Raw genomic sequence first — 20,028 nt, 5'->3', positions numbered from 1 at the left:
CGATGATCAACGACATCAAGCAAGATGCGCAGGCGCGCATGGCCAAGAGCATCGACGCTCTGCGCCACACCCTCACCACCATCCGCACCGGCCGCGCCTCGCCGGCCCTGCTGGACGGCATCAAGGTCAAGGCCTACGGCACCGACACGCCGCTGAACCAGGTGGCCAGCATCAGCGTCTCCGAAGGCCGCTCGCTGGTCATCACCCTGTTCGACAAGAACATGATCAAGGAAGTGGAGAAGTCCATCTACGCTTCCGACCTGGGCCTGACCCCGACCACCGTGGGCACCACCATCCGCCTCAACCTGCCGCCGCTGACCGAAGAGCGCCGCCGGGAACTGGCCAAGACCGTGAGCAAGGAAGGCGAGGACAGCAAGGTCGCCATCCGCAACATCCGCCGCGACGCCAACCAGGAAGTGGCCCGGCTGCTCAAGGACAAGGCGATCACCGAGGACGAGGACCGCCGCGCGCAGGACGAGATCCAGAAGCTGACCGACAAGGCGATCAAGGACGTCGACGAGGTGGTCAAGCTCAAGGAACAGGAACTGATGGCGGTCTGACCGGTGCCGTCCGTCATGCCCGACGGCATGCCAGCACCCGGCGTGCCCGCGCACGTTGCCATCATCATGGATGGCAACGGCCGCTGGGCGCAGCAGCGGCGCCGCCCGCGCATGATCGGCCACCGCGCCGGCGCGCGCGCGGTCAACCGCACCATCGACTTCTGCCTGGAGCGCGGCGTCGCCGCGCTCACCCTGTTCGCGTTCTCCAGCGAGAACTGGGGACGGCCGGCGGAAGAAGTGGACGCCTTGATGAAGCTGTTCCTGGGCGCGCTCGACCGCGAGGTGGGCGAACTCGACCGCCGTGGCGTGCGCGTGCGTTTCATCGGCGACCGCGCGCGTTTTGCCCCCGGCATCGTCCAGCGCATGGCGCGGGCTGAACAGCGTACCGCCGGCAACGGCGCGATGACCCTGAACGTCGCCGCCAGCTATGGCGGCCGCCAGGACATCGCCCATGCCGCGCGGCTGCTCGCCGAGCAGGTCGCCGCCGGTGCGCTGCAGCCCGCGCAGATCGACGAAGACCTTCTCGGCCGCCACGTGGCGCTCGCCGACCTGCCGCCGCCGGACCTGTTCATACGCACCGGCGGCGACACCCGCATCAGCAATTTCCTGCTGTGGCAGTTGGCGTATACCGAACTGTGGTTCACCGACGTGCTGTGGCCGGACATCGATGCCGGCATCCTGCAGCAGGCCCTGGACGACTACGCGCGGCGCGAACGCCGCTATGGATTGACCAGCGCACAGGTCGCCGCGGCGGCCACGGAGACCGTTTCCCCATGACCAAGACCCGTGTCATCGCCGCGCTGATCATGGCCCCGGCGGCCATCTGCGCGATCCTGCTGCTGCCGCCGCAATGGCTGGCCGCGGCCGCCGCGCTGGTGTTCCTCACCGGCTTATGGGAATGGTTCCGCCTGGCCGGCGTCGATGGGCTGCCGCGCACCGTGCTGCTGGTGCTGAACCTGCTGCTGATGGTGCTGCTGGTGTGGGCATCGGCCGGCAGCCTGGTGCTGTTCCAGCTGGCCACGCTGGCCGGAATCGGCTTCTGGCTGCTGGCGCTGCTGTGGCTGCGTTTCTTCGATTTCGGCGCCCACGAGGAAAGCAGCGCGCGCATGCTCAAGCTGGCCGCCGGCACCCTGGCGATCGTTCCGGCCTGGGCCGCGCTGGTGTTGATCCACGCCGGCGAACCGCACGGCAACCGCTGGCTGCTGACCGCGCTGGCGGTGGTCTGGGCGGCCGACTCAGGGGCGTACTTCGCCGGGCGCGCGTTCGGCAGGCACAAGCTGGCGCCACGGGTGAGCCCGAACAAGACCATCGAAGGCCTGCTGGGCGGGCTGGTGGCCGGCCTGGTCGTCGCGGTCGGCTTCGGCTGGCTGGCCGGCGTGCAGCCCGGCGCCATCGGCTGGCTGCTGTTGGTGGCAACGGCGACGGTGCTGGCCTCGGTGCTCGGCGACCTGTTCGAAAGCCTGCTCAAGCGCCATGCCGGCTTCAAGGATTCGGGCAACGTGATCCCCGGCCACGGCGGCGTGCTGGACCGCATCGATGGCGTGCTCGCGGCGCTGCCGGTGTTCGCGCTGGGCAAGGAAATCTTCGGTTTCTGACATGTCCGCCGCCCCGCTCCCTCTCCCGCGCCGGGTCGCGATCCTGGGCGCCACCGGCTCGATCGGCACCTCCGCGCTGGACGTCATCGCCCGCCACCCGGGGCAGATGCGCGCCAGCGTGCTGGCCGCCGGCAACAACGTGGACGCGCTGCTCGCGCTGTGCCGCAGCCACCGCCCCGAACACGCCGCCATCGCCGACCCGGCGCTGTATGCGCGCCTGCGCGACGGGCTGCGCGATGCCGGCCTGGCCACCCAGGCGCACGCCGGGGCCGGGGCCATCGACGCACTGGCCGCCGGCGACGCCTGCGACACCGTGGTGGCGGCCATCGTCGGCGCCGCCGGGCTGTCCTCGACCCTGGCCGCCGCCCGCGCCGGCAAGCGCCTGCTGCTGGCCAACAAGGAATCGCTGGTGCTGGCCGGCGAACTGCTGACCCGCGAAGCGGCCGCCGCCGGTGCGGACATCATCCCGATCGACAGCGAACACAACGCCATCTTCCAGTGCCTGCGCTCGCGCGACGCCAGCGTCGAGGGCGCGGGCGTACGCCGCATCCTGCTGACCGCGTCCGGCGGCCCGTTCCGCGGCCGGCGTCGCGCCGAACTGGAAGCGGTCACCCCGGCACAGGCCGTGGCGCACCCGAAGTGGTCGATGGGGCCGAAGATCTCGGTCGATTCGGCCACGCTGATGAACAAGGGCCTGGAAGTGATCGAGGCCCACCACCTGTTCGGCGTGCCGGGGGCGCGCATCGAGGTGCTGGTGCACCCGCAGAGCCTGGTGCATTCGCTGGTCGAGTTCATCGACGGCTCCACCCTGGCCCAGCTCGGCCTGCCGGACATGCGCACCACCCTGGCGGTGGGCCTGGGCTGGCCGCGGCGGGTCGAATCGGGCGTGGCCGGGCTCGACCTGCTGGCCCAGGGCCGGCTCGATTTCGAGGCGCCCGACCTGGAGGCCTTCCCCTGCCTGCGCCTGGCCTGGCAGGCCATGGAGGCCGGCGGCAGCGCCCCGGCGATCCTGAACGCCGCCAACGAAGTCGCCGTTTCAGCCTTTCTTCAGGGCCGCATAGGCTTCCTGTCGATCCCGGCGCTGGTGGAACATGCGCTGTCCACCCTGCCTGACATGGCTGCCGATACACTGGACGCCCTGCTGGCGGCCGACGCCCGCTCCCGCCAGGTCACCTCCACCGCCATCGCCCGCCTGCCCCATGCCTGACCCCGTCTTCCAACCGAGCCGCGCCCATGGCTGACTTCCTCGGTTCCGTGTGGTGGATGATCGTCAGCCTCGGCGTGCTGGTGACCTTCCACGAGTTCGGCCACTACTGGGTGGCGCGCCGCTGCGGGGTGAAGGTGCTGCGCTTCTCGGTCGGCTTCGGCCGCCCGCTGTGGAGCCGGCGCAACCGCAACGGCACCGAGTTCGTCATCGCCGCCATCCCCCTGGGTGGCTACGTGAAGATGCTCGACGAGCGCGAGGTCGAAGTGCCGGCCGGCGAGCGCGCCGTGGCGTTCAACAACAAGAGCGTCTGGCAGCGCATCGCCATCGTGGCCGCCGGCCCCGCCGCCAACCTGCTGCTGTGCATCGCGCTGCTGTGGGCGATGTTCGTGATCGGCCGCCAGGACTATTCGGCCACCGTCGGCCGCAGCAGCGGCATGGCCGCCAGCGCCGGGCTGGCGGCGGGCGACCGCATCATCGACATCGACGGCCGGGCGGTCGCGACCTGGGCCGAGGCCAGCATGGCCCTGACCACGGCCGCGATGGACCGCCAGGATGCCCGCGTGCGGGTGCTCGACGCGCTGGACACCCCGCACACCCGGGTGCTGCCGCTGTCCACCCTGCCGGCCGGATTCGACGAACGCACGGTCCCGCAGCAGGCCGGGCTGGCCTGGCGCTTCATGCTGCAGCCGGCGCAGGTCGAGTCGGTGGCCGAGGGTTCGGCCGCCAGCGGCCAGCTGCAGCGCGGCGACCTGATCCTGGCCATCGACGGACAGCGCGTGGAGAGCGCCGACCAGGTCGCGCCGCTGGTGCAGCAACTGGGCGAGCGCGGCGGCCCGGGCATGGTCGAGGTCGAACGCGACGGCCAGCGCATGGCCCTGGAAGTGCTGCCGCGCAAGGCGCCGGGCGACGGCCGCTGGCTGCTCGGGGTGGGCTTCGTCACCGGCCAGGCGCCGGCCTACGACGCCCGCCAGCAGTACGGGCCGCTGGCGGCGCTGCCGGCCGCGGTACGCGAAGCCGGCCGCCTGGCCGGCGACTCGCTGGGAATGATGCGACGGATGCTGACCGGGCACGCCTCGGTCAAGAACATCTCCGGCCCGATCACCATCGCCCGCGTCGCCAATGCCTCGGCCGAGCGCGGGGTGGACTGGTTCCTGTACTTCCTGGCCCTGCTGTCGCTGAGCCTGTGCATCATCAACCTGCTGCCGATCCCGATCTTGGACGGCGGTCACCTGCTGTATTACCTTATCGAGTTGCTCAAGGGCAGCCCGTTGAGCGAGCGCGCCATGGCCGCCGGGCAATATGTCGGCCTGGCGCTGCTGGCCGGACTGATGGGGCTGGCGTTCTACAACGACATCCTCGGGCTGTTCCCGCGATGAACTTTTTCCCGCTGACGTCGTCATACGCCGGCACCCACGCAACAATGAAATCGACTCCAACCGGACGTGACATGACGCGACTTCCCAATCGCCGCCTGCTTGCCCTCGCCCTCGCCGCCGGTCTGGCCGCGCCCGCGCTCGCGCAGGCAGCCGAGCCCTTCACCGCCAGCGACATCCGCGTGGACGGCCTGCAGCGCATCTCATCCGGTACCGTCTTCACCTACCTGCCGGTGGAACGCGGCGACCGCGTCGACGACGCCAAGGTCGGCGAGACCATCCGCGCCCTGTACAAGACCGGCTTCTTCGAGGACGTGCAGCTGGACCGCCAGGGCGACATCCTGGTGGTCACGGTCAAGGAACGCCCGGCGATCAACAAGCTCACGGTCACCGGCAACAAGGACATCAAGAGCGAGCAGCTGCTCAAGGGCCTGGCCGACATCGGCCTGAGCGAGGGCGGCACCTTCGACCGCCTGAGCCTGGACCGCGTGACCCAGGAGCTGCGCCGCCAGTACAACGACCGCGGCAAGTACAACGTCGAGATCACCCCGACGGTGAGCCCGCTGGACCGCAACCGCGTGGACGTGGCCATCGCGGTCAAGGAAGGCAAGGCGGCCAAGATCCGCCACGTCAACCTGGTCGGCACCGAGAAGTTCGAGGCCGCCGACATCCTCGATACCTGGGAGTCCAAGGAGCACAACTGGGCCTCGTGGTACCGCCGCGACGACCAGTATTCCAAGGAAAAGCTGTCCGGCGACCTGGAGAAGCTCAACTCCTGGTACCTGGACCGCGGCTACATCGATTTCAGCGTCGACTCGACCCAGGTCTCGATCAGCCCCGACAAGCGCGACATGTTCATCACCGCCGGGGTGACCGAGGGCGAGCAGTACAAGATCTCCGAGATCAAGGTCACCGGCGACACCATCCTGCCGCAGGAAGACGTCGAGCGCATGGTGTTCCAGAAGGCCGGCGACACGTTCTCGCGCGGCCTGCTGGAGTTCAGCGCCGACGCGATCACCAACACCCTGTCCAACATCGGCTACGCCTTCGCCAAGGTCAACCCGATCCCGACCAGCAACCGCGCCGAGCGCACGGTGGCGGTCAACATGCAGGTGGTGCCCGGCCCGCGCGTGTCGGTGCGCCGCATCGTGTTCAAGGGCAACACCCGCACCGCCGACGAGGTGCTGCGCCGCGAGATGCGCCAGTTCGAGAATGCCTGGTACTCGCAGGCCGCCATCGACCGCTCCAAGATCCGCCTGCAGCGCCTGGGCTACTTCGAATCGGTCGACGTCGAGACCTCGCCGGTCACCGGCAGCAACGACCAGGTCGACGTGGTCTACAACGTCAAGGAAACCACCTCCGGCAGCTTCGTGTTCGGCCTGGGCTATTCGCAGTCCTACGGCATGACCACCTCGGTGCAGCTGTCGCAGAACAACTTCCTGGGCGGCGGCAACCGCGTGTCGGTCGAGGCCTCGCGCAGCAGCTACCTGCAGCGCTACGGCTTCTCGTACATGAACCCGTACTTCACCGACGACGGCGTCTCGCTGGGCTACAACCTGTCCTGGCGCGAGCTGGACTACTCGGACTTCAACACCGCCCAGTACAACAGCACCAACGGCTCGGCGCAGATGATCTTCGGCGTGCCGATCACCGAGAACGACAGCTTCTCGCTGATGTTCGGCATCGACAGCAACCAGATCACCACTTACAGCGGCTACACCCCGCAGTCGATCATCGACTACATCGATGCGATGGGCACGCGCACGTTCCACTCCTGGCGCACCGAGCTGGGTTGGGCGCGCGACACCCGCAACGACTACTTCATGCCGACCCGCGGCACCTACCAGCGCCTGGGCCTGGAAGCCACCCTGCCCGGCTCCACCGCCGAGTACTACAAGCTCAGCTACCAGATCTCCAAGTACTGGCCGATCATGCCGTCGCTGGTGATCAACACCCGCGTCGAGTTCGGCTACGGCGACTCCTACGGCAACGACAAGGTGCGCGACATCTGCTGGTTCGAGACGCCCGCCGTCCCCGGCACCCCGGCCGATGGCGACAAGCCGGCCGTCCCGGGCACGCCGGCCACCACCGAGGTGGTGGACTGCGCCACCAACCCCACCGCCAAGCACCGTCAGGTCAAGGCGTCGGGGCTGCCGTTCTTCGAGAACTTCTACGCCGGCGGCACCAACTCGGTGCGCGGCTTCCGCGACAACACCCTGGGCCCGCGCTCGGAGATCTTCGGCGGCTACTACCGCGGCCAGCCGCTGGGCGGCTCGCTGAAGACCGTCGGCTCGGTCGAGGCGTACTTCCCGAAGCTGTTCGACAGCCCGTCGGCGCGCGTGTCGGCGTTCCTCGACTTCGGCAACGTCTACAACGGCACCGACAACTTCGACGCGGGCGAACTGCGCGCCTCGGCCGGTGTCGCGCTGCTGTGGCGCGCCCCGGTCGGCCCGATCTCGATCAGCTATGCCTTCCCGCTCAAGAAGAAGGAAGGCGACGAGATCGAGCGGCTGCAGTTCACCTTCGGCGGACAGTTCTAGGGAACTGCCCGCGCGCCCAAGGCGTCGCCTTGGGCACCCCAGGTTTCGCTGAGCGAAACCTGGGGACGCGCCCTGGCCTTCCGATCCCCCCGCCTTCGGCGCACCCCCTTACCAAGGGGGCTCTTCTCCAGAATCATTCCGGCGGTTCCAAGCCGAGCCGGCCTGCGCGCGGCCTGTGCCCCACCTGCCGCATGACCGCGCCACTTCCAGACGCTAAACTCCCGGCGTGAATACTCCGACCCATACCGCACAGGAACTGGCCGACCGTTTCGGGCTGCAGGTGCACGGCGATCCGTCCACCGCGATCCACGGCGTGGCCACGCTGGCCCATGCCGGCCCCGGACAACTGACCTTCCTGGCCAATCCGCGCTACCGCGCGCAGCTGGCCGAGAGCAGGGCCGGCATCGTGGTGCTGCGCGCCGACGACGCCGAGGCCGCGCCCGGCACCGCCCTGGTCGCCAAGGACCCCTACACCACGTTCGCCAAGATCGGCGCGCTGTTCGAGGCGGTGCCGCTGCGCGAGCCCGGCATCCATCCCAGCGCGGTGATCGACCCGTCCGCGCGGGTGGCCGCCAGCGCCCATATCGGCCCGTTCGTCAGCATCGGCGCGCGCAGCGTGGTCGGCGAGAACTGCATCGTCGGCGCCGGCAGCATCATCGGCGAGGACTGTTCGCTGGACGCCGGCTGCGAGCTGGTCGCCCGCGTCACCCTGGTCACCCGCGTGCGCCTGGGCAAGCGCGTGCGCATCCACCCCGGCGCCGTGCTCGGCGCCGACGGTTTCGGCCTGGCGATGGACGCCGGCCACTGGATCAAGGTGCCGCAGCTGGGCGGGGTGCGCATCGGCGACGACTGCGAGATCGGCGCCAACACCTGCGTGGACCGCGGCGCACTGGAAGACACCGTGCTGGAAGAAGACGTGCGCCTGGACAACCTGGTGCAGATCGCCCACAACTGCCACATCGGCGCGCACAGCGCGATCGCCGGCTGCACCGGCATCGCCGGCAGCGCCCGGATCGGCCGCTACTGCCTGCTCGGCGGCGCGGTCGGGGTGGTCGGCCACCTGGAGATCTGCGACCACGTGGTCGTCACCGGCAAGTCGGTCGTGCGCAACTCCATTACCGAACCGGGCGAGTACTCGTCCGGCACCCCATTGACCGACAACCGCACGTGGCGCAAGAACGCCGCGCGCTTCAAGCAGCTGGACAGCCTGGCGCGCCGGGTCCTGGCTGTGAGCAAGGAGAAGGAATGAACTCACCGCTGCCGTTGCCCATCGACGTCAACACGATCCGCACGCTGATCCCCCACCGCTACCCGTTCCTGCTGGTGGACAAGGTGGTCGCGCTGGATACCGAGGCAAGGACGATCGTCGCGCACAAGAACGTCACCATCAACGAGCCGTTCTTCCAGGGGCATTTCCCCGGCCAGCCGATCATGCCGGGGGTGCTGATCATCGAGGCGCTGGCGCAGGCCGGCGGCGTGCTGACCCAGCTCAGCCTCGGCCGCGACGCGCAGTCCAAGCTGTTCTACCTGGTCAAGGTGGACAACGTGCGCTTCATGAAGCAGGTGGTGCCCGGCGACGTGCTGGAGCTGCACGTGCAGGTCAAGCGGGTGATCCGCAACATGGCCGTCTACTACGGCGAGGCCAAGGTGGACGGCGAAGTGGTGGCGCATGCCGAGGTGCTGTGCGCCGGCACCCGCGAATGATCCCGACCGGAGCCCGCGCATGAACGACAGCGCCCCCCTGATCCACCCCACCGCGGTCATCGACCCGTCGGCACGGCTGGCCGACGACGTCCGCGTGGGCGCGTTCTGCCTGATCGGCGCCGACGTCGAGATCGGCGCCGGCACCGTGGTCGGCCCGCACTGCAGCATCCACGGCCCGACCCGGATCGGCCGCGACAACCGCTTCATCGGCCACGCCGCCATCGGCGGCGAGCCGCAGGACAAGAAGTACGCCGGCGAGCGCACCGAGCTGGTGATCGGTGACCGCAACGTGGTCCGCGAGTTCGTCACCGTCAACCGCGGCACCGGCGGCGGCGGCGGCATCACCCGCATCGGCAACGACAACTGGCTGCTGGCCTACACCCACGTCGCCCACGACTGCCAGGTCGGCGACCACTGCGTGTTCTCCAACAACACCACCCTGGCCGGCCACGTCAGCGTCGGCAACTGGGTGATCATCAGCGGCTTTGCCGGCGCCCACCAGTTCTGCCGCATTGGCGACCACGCCTTCCTCGGCATGGGCGCGCTGGTGACCGGCGACATCCCGCCGTTCACCATGGTCGGCATCGACGGCCACGGCCGTCCGCGCGGCATCAACAGCGAAGGCCTCAAGCGCCGCGGCTTCGATACCGCGCGTATCGGCGCGATCAAGCGCGCCTACCGTACCCTGTACGTGGCCGGCATTCCGCTGGCCGAGGCCAAGCAGCAGCTGGCCGAGCAGGCGCGGGACAGCGACGACGTGCGGCAGATGCTGGACTTCATCGAACACGCGGACCGTCCGCTGCAGCGATGAGCGCCGAAGGCAGCACCGGGAACGGGCACGCAGGGCCCGGGGACGGCGGCGACGGGACACCCATCGCCGTCGCCCGTGAGCGCGTGGCGCGCGGCCCGCGGATCGCGCTGGTGGCCGGGGAAACCTCCGGCGACCAGCTCGGCGCCGGCCTCATCGCCGAACTGCGCCGGCACTTCCCCGACGCCGAATTCGCCGGCATCGGCGGCGATGCCATGCGCGGCGCCGGCTGCCAGACCTGGTTCGATGCCAGCGAGCTGGCGCTGATGGGCCTGGCCGAGATCCTGCGTCACCTGCCGCGCCTGCTCAAACTGCGCCGCGCGTTCCGCGAGCGCGTGCTCGACTGGCGCCCGGACGTGTTCATCGGCATCGACGCGCCCGACTTCAACCTTGGCGTCGAACGCTGGCTCAAGCAGCGCGGCATCCGCACGGTGCACTACGTCAGCCCCTCGGTCTGGGCCTGGCGTGAGAAGCGCGCCGAGAAGATCGGCGCCAGCGCCGACCGGGTGCTGTGCCTGTTCCCGATGGAGCCGCCGATCTACGCGCGGCATCGCGTGGACGCACGCTTCGTCGGCCACCCCATGGCCGATGCGATCCCATTGGACAGCGACCGCGCCGATGCCCGCACCCGGCTCGCACTGCCCGCCACCGCGCCGATCCTGGCGGTGCTGCCGGGCAGTCGCCTGGGCGAGATCGGGCGGCTCGGCCCGGCGTTCTTCGAGGCCGCCTGGCAGGTGGCCGAACGCATGCCCGGCCTGCACATCGTGGTCCCGGCGGCCAATGCCCGCTGCCGGCAGCTGATCGACCAGCAGATCGCCGCCTCGGCGCTGCCGGCCGCGCGCCTGCACGTGCTCGACGGCCAGGCCCGCGACGCGCTGACCGCCGCCGACGTGGTGCTGCTGGCGTCGGGTACCGCCACCCTGGAAACCATGCTGGTCAAGCGGCCGATGGTGGTCGGCTACCGCGTGTCGGAGCTGACCTACCGCATCGCCCGCGCACTGAAGCTGGTCAAGGTCGACCGCTACGCCCTGCCCAACGTGCTGGCCGGGCGCGACCTGGCGCCGGAACTGATCCAGCACGACTGCACGCCGGAGCGCCTGGCCGCGGCGGTACTGCGGTGGTTCCAGCACCCCGGCCACGTGCCGGGGCTGCAGGACGACTACCGGCGCCTGCACCTGGAGCTGCGCCAGGACGCGTCGGCACGCGCCGCCGACGCGGTGGCGGAATTGCTGGGTCCGGAAGCCGGCGGCCAGCAGCCCGAGGCGCACCCGCGATGAAGGCCGACGCCGGCAGCCTGCCGCTGTTCCCCTCTGCCCCGGCCGCCGGTCCCGGGCTCCTGCCCTATGCCGGCATCGACGAGGCCGGGCGCGGCCCCCTGGCCGGCCCGGTGGCCGTGGCCGCCGTGGTGTTCGACCCGCAGCGGCCGCGCATCAACGGCCTGGACGACTCCAAGGCACTCACCGCCGCGCGCCGCGAACAGCTTTTCGAGCGCATCGTCGAACGCGCCCTGGCCTACAGCATCGTGCTGGTGGACGTGGCCGAGATCGACGGCATCAATATCTTCCAGGCCACCATGCAGGGCATGCGCCGGGCCGTGCAGGGCGTGGCCCATGTGGCGCAGTTCGCGCGCATCGACGGCAACAAGGTGCCCAAGGGCCTGCCGTGCCCGGCCGAAGCGCTGGTCGGCGGCGACGCCATCGACCGCGCGATCATGGCCGCCTCGATCCTGGCCAAGGTCAGCCGCGACCGCTATATGCTGGACCTGCACCTGCGCCATCCCGAATACGGCTTCGACCAGCACAAGGGCTACGGCACCCCGGCCCACCTGGCCGCGCTGCGTGCGCATGGCCCGTGCCCCGAGCACCGCCGCAGTTTCGCACCGGTGCGCGACGCCCTGGCCGTGGCCTAGCCACGGCCGCGGGTGCATTGGCCGCCCGTCAAGCCTTGTCCGCTCCCGCCCCCGCCGCTACCCTGCCCGTTCACCGCAGTGATCCGGCATGAGCACTCCCCGCTTCGTCCACCTCCACGTCCACACCGAATTCTCGATGGTGGACTCCACCATCCGCGTCCCCGCCAAGCCGGACCAGGCCGATCCGAAGAAGGCCAAGCAGGCCAACCTCCTCAGCCGTTCGGTGGAAATGCAGGCGCCGGCGCTCGCGGTCACCGACCTGAACAACATGTTCGCGCTGGTGAAGTTCTACAAGGCCGCCGAAGGCGTGGGCATCAAGCCGATCGCCGGCGCCGACGTGCTGATCGCCGAGGACGGCCACGACCCGTGGCGCATGACCCTGTTGTGCCGCGACCGCGACGGCTACCTGAGCCTGTCGCGCCTGCTCAGCCGCGCCTGGCTGGAGGGCCACCGCCCCGAGGGCGGCGTCGCCATCCACCCGCAATGGCTCAAGGACGGCTGCCACAACCTGTTCGCGCTGGCCGGGCGCCAGAGCCTGGCCGGGCGCCTGGCCGGCGAAGGCCGCCATGACCTGGCCGAACAGCAGCTGGCCGACTGGCAGCGCGTGTTCGGCGATGGCCTGCACCTGGAACTGACCCGTACCGGTCGTGACGGCGAGGAAGCCTTCAACCAGTTCGCGCTGATGGCCGCCGGCCAGCGCGGCCTGCCGGTGATCGCCAGCAACGACGTGCGCTTCCTGTCGCCGCAGGACTTCGACGCGCACGAGGCGCGGGTGTGCATCTCCACCGGGCGCGTGCTCGACGACCCCAAGCGCCCGCGCGAGTACAGCCGCGAGCAGTACCTGAAGTCGCCGGAACAGATGTGCGAGCTGTTCGCCGACATCCCCGACGCCATCGACAACACGCTGGCGCTGGCGCAGCGCTGCAACCTGGAGATGCGGCTGGGCACCTACTTCCTGCCCAACTACCCGGTGCCCGACGACGAGACCCTGGACACCTGGATCCAGAAGCAGTCGCGCGACGGCCTGGAAGAACGCCTGCAGAAGAACCCGCTGGCGCCGGGCAAGACCCGCGAGGACTACTTCGAGCGCCTCGAGTTCGAGCTCGACACCATCATCAAGATGGGCTTCCCCGGCTACTTCCTGATCGTGGCCGACTTCATCCAGTGGGGCAAGAACCAGGGCATCCCGATCGGCCCGGGGCGTGGTTCGGGCGCCGGCTCGCTGGTGGCCTGGGCGCTGAAGATCACCGACCTGGATCCGCTGCCGTACAACCTGCTGTTCGAGCGCTTCCTCAACCCGGAACGCGTGTCGATGCCCGACTTCGACATCGACTTCTGCATGGACCGCCGCGACGAGGTGATCGACTACGTCGCGCGCAAGTACGGCCGCGAGCGGGTCAGCCAGATCATCACCTACGGCACCATGGCCGCCAAGGCGGTGGTGCGCGATTCCGGGCGCGTGCTCGGCTTCCCGTACGGCCTGGTCGACGGCGTGTCCAAGCTGATCCCCAACATCCTGGGCATCGGCCTGAAGGACGCGCTGGGCAAGGGCAAGGAAGGGCCGGATTCGGAAATGGCCTCGGCCGAGCTGATCCAGCGCTACCAGAACGAGGACGACGTCCGCGACCTGATCGACCTGGCGCTGCAGCTGGAAGACCTGACCCGCAACGCCGGCAAGCACGCCGGTGGCGTGGTCATCGGGCCCGAGCCGCTGTCCGAGTTCTGCCCGCTGTACGCCGAACACGACGAAGGCAGCCTGGGCAAGAACCCGGTCACCCAGTTCGACAAGAACGACGTGGAAGAAGTGGGCCTGGTGAAGTTCGACTTCCTCGGCCTGCGCACGCTGACCATCATCGACTGGGCGGTGAAGGCGATCAACAAGCGCCATGCGCGCGCCGGCATCCCGCCGGTGGACATCGCCGCGATCCCGCTCGACGACGCGCCCACCTACAAGGACATCTTCGCCAACGGCAACACCGGCGCGGTATTCCAGTTCGAATCCTCGGGCATGCGCCGGCTGCTGAAGGACGCGCGCCCGGACCGCTTCGAGGACCTGATCGCGCTGGTGTCGCTGTACCGCCCCGGCCCGATGGACCTGATTCCCTCGTTCAACGCGCGCAAGCACGGCCAGGAAGAGATCATCTATCCCGATCCGCGCACCGAAGCCATCCTCAAGGACACCTACGGCATCATGGTGTACCAGGAGCAGGTGATGCAGATGGCGCAGATCGTCGGCGGCTACTCGCTGGGCGGCGCCGACCTGCTGCGCCGCGCGATGGGCAAGAAGGTGCCGGCGGAAATGGCCAAGCACCGCGAAATCTTCCGCGAGGGCGCGGCCAAGGGCGGCGTCGACGGCCCCAAGGCCGACGAGATCTTCGACCTGATGGAGAAGTTCGCCGGCTACGGCTTCAACAAGTCGCACGCCGCCGCCTACGCGCTGGTCAGCTACCAGACCGCCTGGCTCAAGCGCCACTACCCAGCCGAGTTCATGGCCGCGACGCTGTCCTCGGACATGGACAACACCGACAAGGTGGTCGGCTTCCTGGCCGAGGTGCGCAACCTCGGCCTGCGCGTGGAACCGCCGCGGGTCAACGAATCGGCGTACATGTTCGAGGCGTCCTCGGCCGACACCATCCGCTACGGCCTGGGCGCGATCAAGGGCGTCGGCCAGGGCGCCTGCGAAGCGGTGGTGGCCGAGCGCCTGCGCGGCGGCGAGTACACCACGCTGCTGGATTTCTGCGCGCGGGTGGAATCGGCCAAGCTCAACCGCCGCACCCTGGAAGCGATGATCCAGTGCGGCGCGCTCGACGGCCTTGGCCGCAACCGCGCCTCGCTGATGCTGCAGCTGCCCGAAGTGCTCAAGGCCACCGACCAGATGGCGCGCGAGAAGGCATCGGGCCAGAACTCGTTGTTCGGCGCGCCCGATCCGGTCAACGCCGCCGCGCAGCTGGACCTGCCGGAAAGCCGCGAATGGCCGGTGGCGCAGCTGCTGGGCGGCGAACGCGAGACCCTGGGCTTCTACCTCAGCGGGCATCCGTTCGACCCGTATGCCGATGACGTCAGGGAGCTGGTCGGCACCGACCTGGGCGCGCTGGACAAGCTGGTCGCACCGGCCCCGCCGCCGCGCGACGGCGAGAAACGCGGCTGGCGCCAGGAAGCGCAGGTGATCCTGGCCGGCATGGTCGTGGGCATGCGCCGCAAGGGCGACAGCCAGGTGTTCGTGCAGCTGGAGGACGGCAAGGGCCGGGTCGAGTGCAGCGCCTTCTCCGACGGCCTGGCCGAGTTCGGCCACCTGATGACCAAGGACCGTATCCTGGTGGTCAAGGGCGGCCTGCGCGAGGACGAATTCAACGGCGGCTACGCGCTGCGCATCCGCCAGTGCTGGGATTTCGAGCAGCTGTGCGCCGACCACGCGGTGCGCCTGTCGCTGCGCGTGGACGGCCGCGGCGGCCCGGTATGGCAGCGCATCGAACCGCTGCTGGCCACGCACCGCCCCGGGCGCACCCCGATCCGCCTGGACCTGCTGCTGAAGGGCAAGGACGGCGGCGTGGCCGGCATGCTCGACCTCGGCGGCGCCGGCGCGGTGCGGGTCAGCACGCAGCTGCTCGACGCCCTGCGCGAGGACCCGGCGGTGCGCCGGGTCAAGCTCGCCTACAGCCCGCCCTGGGCCAGCTGAAGGTCCGGACGGCCGCGTACGGGTGCACCCGACGCGTTCGGCTACACTTCCCCACTTTCATTCAAGACGGTTTCCGATGAACCCGAATTACCTCGATTTCGAGCAGCCCATCGCCGATCTGGAAGCCAAGATCCAGGAGCTGCGCAGCGCCAGCGCGGGCCCGGCGGTCAATGTCGAGGCCGAGGTCCGGGCACTGCAGGACAAGCTGCGCCTGCGTACCGCGCAGATCTTCCGCAACCTCTCGTCCTGGCAGGTGCTGCAGGTCGCGCGCCATCCCTCGCGCCCCTACACCCTGGATTACATCGGCATCTTCTGCGACGAGTTCCAGGAGCTGGCCGGCGACCGTGCGTTCGCCGACGACAAGGCCATCGTCGGCGGCCTGGCCCGCATCGGCGGCCGCCCGGTGATGCTGATCGGCCACCAGAAGGGCCGCGACACCAAGGAAAAGATCAAGCGCAACTTCGGCATGCCCAAGCCCGAGGGCTACCGCAAGGCGCTGCGGCTGATGAAGATGGCCGAACGCTTCGGGCTGCCGGTGCTGACCCTGATCGACACCGCCGGCGCCTGGCCGGGCATCGACGCCGAGGAGCGCGGCCAGTCCGAGGCCATCGCCCGCAACCTGATGGAAATGGCCGAACTGAAGGTGCCGGTGATCTGCACCGTGATCGGCGAGGGTGGCTCCGGTGGCGCGCTGGCGCTGGGCGTGGGCGACCGCACGGTGATGCTGGAATACAGCGTCTACTCGACCATCAGTCCGGAAGGCTGCGCCTCGATCCTGTGGAAGGACGCCGGCAAGAACAAGGAAGCGGCCGAGCAGCTGGGCATGACCGCACCGCGGCTCAAGCAACTGGGACTGATCGACAAGGTCGTGCGCGAGCCGATCGGCGGCGCCCACCGCAACCCGAAGCAGATGGGCCGGCGCCTGAAGGCGGTCCTGCTCAACGAACTGGACGCGCTGGAAAAGCTGCCGGTCGACGCGCTGCTGGCCAAGCGCTACGCGCGGCTGCGCGGCTATGGTGCCTACGAGGCCGCTTGAGCCGGTTCCGGCGGCGCGAGCGAAAAGGCCGGCATCCGCCGGCCTTTTCCGTTTTCAGCACGGTGTGCGTGCCGGCGGGTCAGAACGGCTTGGCCAGCACCAGGTAGACGGTGGCGATGAACAGCACCAGCGGCAGTTCGTTGAACCAGCGCAACGCGCGCGCCGACGGCAGCGCGCGGCCGGCATCCACGCCCTTGAGCCAGCGGCCGGTGAAGATGAAATACACCAACAGCAGCGCCACCAGGCCGAGCTTGGCGTGCAGCCAGCCGGCGGCGCCGGGCGCGACCATGGTCGGGAAGTCCGGCAGCACCCGGTAGCCCAGCCACAGCACCAGCCCCAGCACGAAGGCCAGGCCGAACATGACGTGGCCGAAGCGGTACAGCCGCCGCCCCATCAGCTGCAGGCGCTGCCCGACCTGCGCCTGGCCGGCGGCCTCGGCCAGGTTGACCAGGATCCGCGGCAGGTAGAACACCGCGGCCATCCACGCCACCACGAACACGAGGTGGAAGGTCTTCACCCAGAAATACGACTGCATGCGCTGGCTCCATCGGCGGCGTAGGATGGCCGCATTTTCGCCCATCCGCCGCCGACACGCACATGCAGGAAAAGCACTACGACGCCGCCTATTTCCAACACTGGTACCGCCGCGGCGACATCGGCGGACCGGCGCGGCTGGCACGCAAGGTGCAGCTGGCCGTGGCCACCGCCGAGTACTACCTGGAGCGGCCGATCCGCAGCGTGCTCGACATCGGATGCGGCGAAGGCGCGTGGCGCGCGCCGCTGCTCAAGCTGCGGCCGAAGCTGCAGTACATGGGCTTCGACGGCAGCGAGTACGCGGTGCAGCGCTACGGCCGCACCCGCAACCTGCACCTGGCCCGCTTCGGTGATTTCCAGTGGCTGCGCCCGTGCGCGCCGGTGGACCTGCTGGTCTGCGCCGACGTCATGCACTACGTACCCAGCCGCGAACTGCGCCAGGGCCTGCCCGGGCTGGCCGAGCTGTGCGGCGGCGTGGCGTTCCTGGAAACCTTCACCGCCGACGACGAGTTCCATGGCGATCACCAGGGATTCCAGGCGCGCCCGGCGCGCTGGTACCGTCGCCAGCTGGCGCAGGCCGGCTTCCGCGCCGCCGGCTCGCACTGTTGGCTGGGGCCGCACTGCGCCGACGACATGGCAGCGCTGGAGCGCGGCGGCTGAACCCGCGCTACGCCATCGCGTCGCGCGGTCGCCCCACGGCCTGCACCGCACACCGCCGGCCCCGCCTTTCGCCTGACACACCCCGCGGCTTGCGGCGCGCCCGTGATTCAGGGGGATGTTCTCCGGACACGTTCCGCAGGTACGGGGCTCTGCCGCCCCGCCGGTCCTGCAGGGCCCCACTCCGCGCACCGGCCGGATCCCGCCGGTGCCGCGTCCGTCATTCTCCGCTTAACGCCGCACCCGCCTGTTTGCGTTATGCTGCAAGGCACCATATGACCATACATATTGCCCGGCATGCTCTATCAACTGCATGAGATGACCCGCAATCTGCTCGCGCCCTGGGTCCACCAGGCGCAGGCCAACGCGGCGTTCTTCAACACGCCGGGCCACTGGTGGTCGTCCATGCCCGGGGCCGACCGGCTGGCGGCGATGAACGAACTGTTCCACCGCCTCGGCAAGGATTACGAGAAGCCGGAGTGGGACATCCACGAGCTCGAGCTCGATGGCGAAGTCGTGCCCGTGGCCCAGCTCACCGAACTGGAAAAGCCGTTCTGCCGCCTGCTGCGCTTCAAGCGCCACAGCAACGACGGCGCCCGTGTCGAAGCCCTGCTTGCCCAGCCCGCGGTGCTGGTGGTGGCGCCGTTGTCCGGCCACCACGCCACCCTGCTGCGCGACACCGTGCGTACCCTGCTGCGCGACCACCGCGTGTATGTCACCGACTGGATCGACGCGCGCATGGTGCCGGTGGAACAGGGCGAGTTCGGGCTGGACGATTATGTCGAGTACGTGCAGGCGTTCATCCGCCACCTCGGCGCCGCCAACTTGCACGTGGTCAGCGTCTGCCAGCCGACCGTGCCGGTGCTGGGCGCGGTGTCGCTGATGGCCGCCCGTGGCGAAACCACGCCGCGCTCGCTGGTGATGATGGGCGGGCCGATCGATGCCCGCCGCAGCCCCACCGCGGTCAACAACCTGGCCACGCGCAACCCGCTGTCGTGGTTCGAGAACAACGTCATCCACACCGTGCCCGCCCCCTACCCGGGCCAGGGCCGGCGCGTGTACCCGGGCTTCCTGCAGCACGCCGGCTTCGTGGCGATGAACCCCAGCCGCCACCTGATGTCGCACTGGGATTTCTACACCGACCTGGTCAAGGGCGACCTGGACGACGCCAACGCCCACCGTCGTTTCTACGACGAGTACAACGCGGTGCTGGACATGCCCGCGCGCTTCTACCTGGACACCATCCGCGTGGTGTTCCAGGAGTTCCTGCTGCCGCGCGGGCAGTGGCACGTGCGTGGCGAACGCGTGGACCCGTCGGCGATCCGCGACACCGCGCTGCTGAGCATCGAAGGCGAACTGGACGACATCGCCGGCCTCGGCCAGACCGAAGCCGCGCAGGCGCTGTGCACCGGCATCCCGGCCGCGCGCCGCAGCCACTTCATCGTCGAGGGCGCCGGGCACTACGGCATCTTCAGCGGCCGCCGCTGGCGCGAGGTGGTGTACCCGAAGGTGCGCGACTTCTTCATCGCGCAATCGCAGCCAGTGGCGGCGAAGAAGCCGCGCAAGGCCGCCGCCAGCAACGTCACCCCGCTGCGCCGCCGCGCGCAGCGCTGAGCCACCGCACCCGTCCCGCACGCGCCCGCGCACCGGGCGAACCGCGGGCAGCGCTGCCGGCGAAAAAAAACGGGGCACCCAAGTGCCCCGTCGTTCATGGCCCCGCCGGTCCGCCTACAGCCGCACCAGCAAGTGCTTGGCGATGGCCCCGTGCAGCCGGCCGATGGCACGCGCCAGGTGCAGGGTCGCCAACAGCAGCACCAGCCCCACGGCCACCGACAGCGGCCATACCCACAGGCCGCCGCCCAGGTTGACATCGTTGATCCAGATGCCGACGGGCTGGTCCAGCGCCACGTCGGCCAGCGGCGCGAACACCAGTGCCAGCGAGGTCGAGAGCAGGGTCGTGGCGACCGTGAAATAGACCACGCCCAGCGGCAGCATCAGCACGAAATACAGCATGGTCAGCCAGGTGCGCACGTCGGTGAACATCGCCCCGATCCGCGCCAGCCAGCCCTGGCTCCGGTCGGTGTACATCGGCCGGCGCGGCATGCGCACGCCCAGCAGCGCCTCGATGATGCGCCCCTCCACCAGCGACAGCACCCGTACCGACCCCAGGAACAGCAACAGCACCGGGATGCCGATGATCAGGATCAGCAGCGACACCGACAGCGACAGCCCGGTCACCACCCAGGTGAAGAAGAACACGCCGGTGACCAGCGACAGCAGCATGTAGAACAGCGCGCCATAGGTATGCGGGTCCAGCACCACGCCGAAGAAGCGCGCGGCCGCCGGGCGCGGCCTGGCGGTGGGCGCGGCCGGGGCGGTGGCGGCCACGCCCGCGGCGGGCGTGGCGAGCGGCGGCGGCGGCGGCCGGC

The 20,028-nt window shown here is 69.6% G+C and carries 17 protein-coding genes; 15 read left to right on the top strand and 2 right to left on the bottom strand.

Annotated features, from left to right (window positions below; all coding sequences use genetic code 11):
* The first annotated feature begins 2 nt into the window (after window positions 1–2).
* From frr to MKP15_RS03435, 13 genes are all read left to right on the top strand, one after another.
* Window positions 3–560 (top strand): ribosome recycling factor, encoded by a 558-nt coding sequence (frr, locus tag MKP15_RS03495; RefSeq protein ID WP_104939197.1) that lies wholly within the window; start codon window positions 3–5, stop codon window positions 558–560.
* A gap of 27 nt (window positions 561–587) precedes the next feature.
* Window positions 588–1,337: a polyprenyl diphosphate synthase gene (uppS, locus tag MKP15_RS03490; RefSeq protein ID WP_240212071.1), complete on the top strand. Its 750-nt coding sequence runs from the start codon at window positions 588–590 to the stop codon at window positions 1,335–1,337.
* Window positions 1,334–2,155, top strand: coding sequence for a phosphatidate cytidylyltransferase (locus tag MKP15_RS03485; protein WP_161614658.1), 822 nt, complete (start codon window positions 1,334–1,336; stop codon window positions 2,153–2,155). The genes uppS and MKP15_RS03485 overlap by 4 nt, the downstream gene beginning before the upstream one ends.
* 1 nt (window position 2,156) lies before the next feature.
* Complete coding sequence (locus MKP15_RS03480; RefSeq protein WP_240211790.1) at window positions 2,157–3,362, top strand: 1-deoxy-D-xylulose-5-phosphate reductoisomerase; 1,206 nt, start codon at window positions 2,157–2,159, stop codon at window positions 3,360–3,362.
* Between the two features lie 26 nt (window positions 3,363–3,388).
* Window positions 3,389–4,738: an RIP metalloprotease RseP gene (gene rseP / locus MKP15_RS03475; RefSeq protein ID WP_161614660.1), complete on the top strand. Its 1,350-nt coding sequence runs from the start codon at window positions 3,389–3,391 to the stop codon at window positions 4,736–4,738.
* A 71-nt stretch (window positions 4,739–4,809) separates the two neighbouring features.
* Entirely contained in the window at window positions 4,810–7,275 is a 2,466-nt protein-coding gene (gene bamA / locus MKP15_RS03470; RefSeq protein WP_240211789.1) for an outer membrane protein assembly factor BamA, read from the top strand.
* A gap of 226 nt (window positions 7,276–7,501) precedes the next feature.
* On the top strand, window positions 7,502–8,524 hold the full coding sequence (gene lpxD, locus MKP15_RS03465) for a UDP-3-O-(3-hydroxymyristoyl)glucosamine N-acyltransferase (protein WP_104939202.1): 1,023 nt from the start codon (window positions 7,502–7,504) through the stop codon (window positions 8,522–8,524).
* Window positions 8,521–8,979: a 3-hydroxyacyl-ACP dehydratase FabZ gene (gene fabZ, locus MKP15_RS03460; protein ID WP_104939203.1), complete on the top strand. Its 459-nt coding sequence runs from the start codon at window positions 8,521–8,523 to the stop codon at window positions 8,977–8,979. Before lpxD ends, fabZ begins: the two co-directional genes overlap by 4 nt.
* 19 nt (window positions 8,980–8,998) lie before the next feature.
* Window positions 8,999–9,790 (top strand): acyl-ACP--UDP-N-acetylglucosamine O-acyltransferase, encoded by a 792-nt coding sequence (gene lpxA, locus MKP15_RS03455; protein ID WP_161614663.1) that lies wholly within the window; start codon window positions 8,999–9,001, stop codon window positions 9,788–9,790.
* A complete protein-coding gene (gene lpxB, locus MKP15_RS03450) occupies window positions 9,787–11,064 on the top strand; it encodes a lipid-A-disaccharide synthase (RefSeq protein ID WP_240211788.1) in 1,278 nt (425 codons plus the stop codon). The genes lpxA and lpxB overlap by 4 nt, the downstream gene beginning before the upstream one ends.
* Entirely contained in the window at window positions 11,061–11,696 is a 636-nt protein-coding gene (locus MKP15_RS03445; protein WP_240211787.1) for a ribonuclease HII, read from the top strand. The genes lpxB and MKP15_RS03445 overlap by 4 nt, the downstream gene beginning before the upstream one ends.
* 88 nt (window positions 11,697–11,784) lie before the next feature.
* A complete protein-coding gene (dnaE, locus tag MKP15_RS03440; protein ID WP_240211786.1) occupies window positions 11,785–15,372 on the top strand; it encodes a DNA polymerase III subunit alpha in 3,588 nt (1,195 codons plus the stop codon).
* A 76-nt stretch (window positions 15,373–15,448) separates the two neighbouring features.
* Window positions 15,449–16,408: an acetyl-CoA carboxylase carboxyltransferase subunit alpha gene (locus MKP15_RS03435; protein WP_104939208.1), complete on the top strand. Its 960-nt coding sequence runs from the start codon at window positions 15,449–15,451 to the stop codon at window positions 16,406–16,408.
* A gap of 79 nt (window positions 16,409–16,487) precedes the next feature.
* Here MKP15_RS03435 and MKP15_RS03430 read toward each other — a convergent pair whose 3' ends face one another.
* Window positions 16,488–16,943, bottom strand: coding sequence for a CopD family protein (locus MKP15_RS03430; protein ID WP_240211785.1), 456 nt, complete (start codon window positions 16,941–16,943; stop codon window positions 16,488–16,490).
* A 62-nt stretch (window positions 16,944–17,005) separates the two neighbouring features.
* Here MKP15_RS03430 and MKP15_RS03425 point away from each other — a divergent pair, with 62 nt between their 5' ends.
* Together MKP15_RS03425 and phaZ are read left to right on the top strand one after the other, a co-directional pair.
* Window positions 17,006–17,602 carry a class I SAM-dependent methyltransferase gene (locus tag MKP15_RS03425; RefSeq protein ID WP_240211784.1) on the top strand — a complete coding sequence of 199 codons (597 nt, stop codon included), beginning with the start codon at window positions 17,006–17,008 and terminating at the stop codon, window positions 17,600–17,602.
* A 294-nt stretch (window positions 17,603–17,896) separates the two neighbouring features.
* Window positions 17,897–19,213 (top strand): polyhydroxyalkanoate depolymerase, encoded by a 1,317-nt coding sequence (gene phaZ / locus MKP15_RS03420; protein WP_240211783.1) that lies wholly within the window; start codon window positions 17,897–17,899, stop codon window positions 19,211–19,213.
* Between the two features lie 114 nt (window positions 19,214–19,327).
* Here phaZ and MKP15_RS03415 read toward each other — a convergent pair.
* Window positions 19,328–20,028, bottom strand: a 701-nt coding sequence (locus MKP15_RS03415) for a sensor domain-containing protein (RefSeq protein ID WP_240211782.1), incomplete at its 5' end; no start/stop codon positions are given.

Source organism: Stenotrophomonas sp. Y6, from assembly GCF_022436665.1.
Taxonomy (GTDB): Bacteria; Pseudomonadota; Gammaproteobacteria; order Xanthomonadales; family Xanthomonadaceae; genus Stenotrophomonas; species Stenotrophomonas acidaminiphila_A.
The sequence above is the reverse complement of the archived record's forward strand: the minus strand, read 5'-3'. Positions and strand labels throughout refer to the sequence as shown.